This window comes from Pseudonocardia sp. OZ21, assembly GCF_059359135.1.
In genome coordinates this window covers 1-5,391 of record NZ_JCADBN010000037.1, presented here as the reverse complement: position 1 = coordinate 5,391, position 5,391 = coordinate 1, and the positions used below count along the sequence as shown (strand labels likewise).

General features: G+C 57.7%; 3 rRNA genes. All 3 read left to right on the top strand.

Annotated elements, in window-relative coordinates:
• Positions 1-119 precede the first annotated feature (119 nt).
• The 3 genes from AC5L35_RS37220 to rrf all read left to right on the top strand — a co-directional run bounded on the left by AC5L35_RS37220 (position 120) and on the right by rrf (position 5,342).
• Positions 120-1,643, top strand: a 16S ribosomal RNA gene (locus AC5L35_RS37220).
• A 354-nt stretch (positions 1,644-1,997) separates the two neighbouring features.
• Positions 1,998-5,111, top strand: a 23S ribosomal RNA gene (locus tag AC5L35_RS37215).
• Positions 5,112-5,225: 114 nt separating this feature from the next.
• A 5S ribosomal RNA gene (gene rrf, locus AC5L35_RS37210) occupies positions 5,226-5,342 on the top strand.
• Together the 16S, 23S and 5S rRNA genes form the textbook arrangement of a ribosomal RNA operon.
• Positions 5,343-5,391 lie beyond the last annotated feature (49 nt).

The following is a 5,391-nucleotide window of genomic DNA, read 5'->3' as shown; positions in this document are numbered from 1 at the left end:
GTGGATGGTGTGCGGGTGTCTTTTGAGAACTCAACAGTGTGTCGAGCTTTATCATGAATTGGTTTTATGCCAGTTTGTTTTTTCCTGCGACCCCGTCGCAGGATTGCTAGAGCCAGATTTTGTTGGAGAGTTTGATCCTGGCTCAGGACGAACGCTGGCGGCGTGCTTAACACATGCAAGTCGAGCGGTAAGGCCCTTTCGGGGGTACACGAGCGGCGAACGGGTGAGTAACACGTGGGTGACCTGCCCTCAGCTCTGGGATAAGCCTGGGAAACTGGGTCTAATACCGGATATGACCTTCTGTCGCATGGCAGTGGGTGGAAAGTTTTTCGGCTGGGGATGGGCCCGCGGCCTATCAGCTTGTTGGTGGGGTGATGGCCTACCAAGGCGACGACGGGTAGCCGGCCTGAGAGGGCGACCGGCCACACTGGGACTGAGACACGGCCCAGACTCCTACGGGAGGCAGCAGTGGGGAATATTGCGCAATGGGCGAAAGCCTGACGCAGCGACGCCGCGTGGGGGATGACGGCCTTCGGGTTGTAAACCTCTTTCGCCATCGACGAAGCCTTCGGGTGACGGTAGGTGGAGAAGAAGCACCGGCCAACTACGTGCCAGCAGCCGCGGTAATACGTAGGGTGCGAGCGTTGTCCGGAATTATTGGGCGTAAAGAGCTCGTAGGCGGTGTGTCGCGTCGGTCGTGAAAACTTGGGGCTTAACTCTGAGCTTGCGGTCGATACGGGCATCACTTGAGTTCGGCAGGGGAGACTGGAATTCCTGGTGTAGCGGTGAAATGCGCAGATATCAGGAGGAACACCGGTGGCGAAGGCGGGTCTCTGGGCCGATACTGACGCTGAGGAGCGAAAGCGTGGGGAGCGAACAGGATTAGATACCCTGGTAGTCCACGCCGTAAACGGTGGGCGCTAGGTGTGGGGGCCATTCCACGGTCTCTGTGCCGCAGCTAACGCATTAAGCGCCCCGCCTGGGGAGTACGGCCGCAAGGCTAAAACTCAAAGGAATTGACGGGGGCCCGCACAAGCGGCGGAGCATGTGGATTAATTCGATGCAACGCGAAGAACCTTACCTGGGTTTGACATGCACTAGACGCGTCTAGAGATAGGCGTTCCCTTGTGGCTGGTGTGCAGGTGGTGCATGGCTGTCGTCAGCTCGTGTCGTGAGATGTTGGGTTAAGTCCCGCAACGAGCGCAACCCTCGTTCCATGTTGCCAGCGCGTTATGGCGGGGACTCATGGGAGACTGCCGGGGTCAACTCGGAGGAAGGTGGGGATGACGTCAAGTCATCATGCCCCTTATGTCCAGGGCTTCACACATGCTACAATGGCCTATACAGAGGGCTGCGAGACCGCGAGGTGGAGCGAATCCCTTAAAGTAGGTCTCAGTTCGGATCGGGGTCTGCAACTCGACCCCGTGAAGTTGGAGTCGCTAGTAATCGCAGATCAGCAACGCTGCGGTGAATACGTTCCCGGGCCTTGTACACACCGCCCGTCACGTCACGAAAGTTGGTAACACCCGAAGCCGACGGCCTAACCCGCTTGCGGGAGGGAGTTGTCGAAGGTGGGACTGGCGATTGGGACGAAGTCGTAACAAGGTAGCCGTACCGGAAGGTGCGGCTGGATCACCTCCTTTCTAAGGAGTCTCACCGTGTGGTGAGGTTGGCCAGCTCGGGATGATTGTCGCCGGCTTTCGGGTCGGGTTCACGGTGGTCGACCAAGTTTGGTTCTCCTTTTCCTTGATTCCATGCCTCAGATTGTTGGGGTGTGGCTGGGTGGAACATAACGATCGATTCATGGTTGTGGGGACTTCGGTTCTCGGGTTCGGCACACTGTTGGGTCCTGAGGAGACACCCTTGGTGGTGTTTTTTCTGGCTGCTCCTGGCCTGGACCGTCTAACGCCTCACGGGTTGGGGTGGTGGTGGTTATTGGTGGGTTGGGGTGTGGTTGTGTGTTGAGTGTTGCATAGTGGATGCGAGCATCTTGTTGTGAACAAGTGTTTAAGGGCACATGGTGGATGTCTAGGCATCAGGAGCCGATGAAGGACGTGGGAGGCCGCGATAGGCCTCGGGGAGCTGTCAACCGAGCTGTGATCCGAGGGTGTCCGAATGGGGAAACCCAGCACCCGTCATGGGGTGTTACTCACATCTGAATACATAGGGTGTGAGAGGGAACGTGGGGAAGTGAAACATCTCAGTACCCACAGGAAGAGAAAACAACCGTGATTCCGTGAGTAGTGGCGAGCGAAAGCGGATGAGGCTAAACCTATGCTGTGTCAAGCCGGCAGGCGTTGCAGTGTGGGTGTTGTGGGACGTGGTCGTGTGGATCCTGCCGGGTCTGCGAGGTCGTGGTGTGGTGTTAGCGGAAGACTTCTGGAAAGGGTCGCCGGAGTGGGTGAGAGCCCCGTACGTGAAAACACTGCATGCGGTTTGGACTGTGCTCCCGAGTAGCAGCGAGCTCGTGGAATTTGCTGTGAATCTGCCGGGACCACCCGGTAAGCCTAAATACTCCCTGATGACCGATAGCGGACTAGTACCGTGAGGGAAAGATGAAAAGTACCCCGGGAGGGGAGTGAAATAGTACCTGAAACCGTGTGCCTACAAGCCGTCAGAGCCTTTCGGGGTGATGGCGTGCCTTTTGAAGAATGAGCCTGCGAGTTATGCTTCGTGGCGAGGTTAACCCGTGTGGGGTAGCCGTAGCGAAAGCGAGTCCGAATAGGGCGTTTGAGTCGCGGGGTATAGACCCGAAGCGGAGTGATCTACCCATGGCCAGGGTGAAGCGACGGTAAGACGTCGTGGAGGCCCGAACCCACCAGGGTTGAAAACCTGGGGGATGAGCTGTGGGTAGGGGTGAAAGGCCAATCAAACTCCGTGATAGCTGGTTCTCCCCGAAATGCATTTAGGTGCAGCGTCGTGTGGTGGATGCCGGAGGTAGAGCACTGGATGGGCTAGGGGGACCAAAATCTTACTGAACTCAACCAAACTCCGAATGCCGGTATTTCTAGCGCGGCAGTGAGACTGCGGGGGATAAGCTTCGTAGTCGAGAGGGAAACAGCCCAGATCACCGGCTAAGGCCCCTAAGCGTGCGCTAAGTGGGAAAGGATGTGGGATCGCCCAGACAACCAGGAGGTTGGCTTAGAAGCAGCCACCCTTTAAAGAGTGCGTAATAGCTCACTGGTCAAGTGGTCCTGCGCCGACAATGTAGCGGGGCTCAAGCGCACCGCCGAAGCCGTGGCAATGCCACATGAGATCCGCCTGCCGGCTTGTCTGGTGGGTGTAGTCGTGGTGTTGGGTAGGGGAGCGTCGTGCATCCGGTGAAGCGGCCGAGTGATCGAGTCGTGGAGGGTGTGCGAGTGAGAATGCAGGCATGAGTAGCGAATGCAGAGTGAGAACCTCTGCCGCCGAATGACCAAGGGTTCCTGGGCCAGGTTAATCCGCCCAGGGTGAGCCGGGACCTAAGGCGAGGCCGACAGGCGTAGTCGATGGACAACGGGTTGATATTCCCGTGCCCGTGACAGTGCGTCCGTGCTGAGGCCGGTGATGCTAACCATCCGAACCCGCTTGAAGTCCTTCGGGAGTTCTTGTTGGGGGAGCGTGGGACCCGATCCGGTAGTAGGCAAGCGATGGGGTGACGCAGGAGGGTAGTCCCGCCAGTGAATGGTAGTACTGGTGTAAGCCCGTAGCCCGACATCTAGGCAAATCCGGATGTCACAAGGGTGAGAGGTGACGCGTAGCCGATTGAGGCGAAGTAGGATGATCCCATGCTGCCGAGAAAAGCCTCTAGCGAGTGCTGTTGTGGCCCGTACCCTAAACCGACACAGGTGGTCAGGTAGAGAATACCAAGGCGATCGAGTGAACTGTGGTTAAGGAACTCGGCAAAATACCTCCGTAACTTCGGGAGAAGGAGGGCCGTCTGGTTTGAAGCCCTTCGCGGGCTAGGGCTGGGCGGCCGCAGAGACCAGGCCCAAGCGACTGTTTACTAAAAACACAGGTCCGTGCGAAGTCGCAAGACGATGTATACGGACTGACGCCTGCCCGGTGCTGGAACGTTAAGAGGACCTGTTAGTCCCTTCGGGGGCGAAGCGGAGAATTTAAGCGCCAGTAAACGGCGGTGGTAACTATAACCATCCTAAGGTAGCGAAATTCCTTGTCGGGTAAGTTCCGACCTGCACGAATGGCGTAACGACTTGGGCGCTGTCTCGACCACAGACTCGGCGAAATTGCACTACGAGTAAAGATGCTCGTTACGCGCGGCAGGACGGAAAGACCCCGGGACCTTTACTATAGCTTGGTATTGGTGCTCGGTTCGGCTTGTGTAGGATAGGTGGGAGACTGTGAAGCGGCCACGCCAGTGGTTGTGGAGTCATTGTTGAAATACCACTCTGGTCGAATTGGGTGTCTCAACCTCGGGCCATGATCTGGTTCAGGGACAGTGCCTGGTGGGTAGTTTAACTGGGGCGGTTGCCTCCCAAAATGTAACGGAGGCGCCCAAAGGTTCCCTCAGCCTGGTTGGCAATCAGGTGTTGAGTGTAAGTGCACAAGGGAGCTTGACTGCGAGACTGACAGGTCGAGCAGGGACGAAAGTCGGGACTAGTGATCCGGCACCACCTGGTGGAAGGGGTGTCGCTCAACGGATAAAAGGTACCCCGGGGATAACAGGCTGATCTTGCCCAAGAGTCCATATCGACGGCATGGTTTGGCACCTCGATGTCGGCTCGTCGCATCCTGGGGCTGGAGTAGGTCCCAAGGGTTGGGCTGTTCGCCCATTAAAGCGGTACGCGAGCTGGGTTTAGAACGTCGTGAGACAGTTCGGTCCCTATCCGCCGCGCGCGCAGGAGACTTGAGGAAGGCTGTCCCTAGTACGAGAGGACCGGGACGGACGAACCTCTGGTGTGCCAGTTGTCCCGCCAGGGGCACGGCTGGTTGGCTATGTTCGGAAGGGATAACCGCTGAAGGCATCTAAGCGGGAAGCTCGTTCCAAGATGAGGTCTCCCACCACCTTGCGTGGTTAAGGCCCCCAGCAGACCACTGGGTTGATAGGCCAGAGATGGAAGCCCTGTGAGGGGTGGAGTTGACTGGTACTAATAGGCCGAGGGCTTGTTCATGACGAGTTGTTTGCATCCACTGTGCGACCCTGAACACACAAACACGTTTTGTGTGGTCGGGGTGTGTAGCGTAGTCTCGCATCCACTATGGTTCGGCCATAATTTGATAGTGTTGTCGGTGGTTGTGGCGGAGGGGAAACGCCCGGTCCCATCCCGAACCCGGAAGCTAAGCCCTCCAGCGCCGATGGTACTGCACTCGTTAGGGTGTGGGAGAGTAGGTCGCCGCCGACATCAAACTGTTTGTGGGCCCCCGCCGTCTGGCGGGGGCCCACTTTTTTGT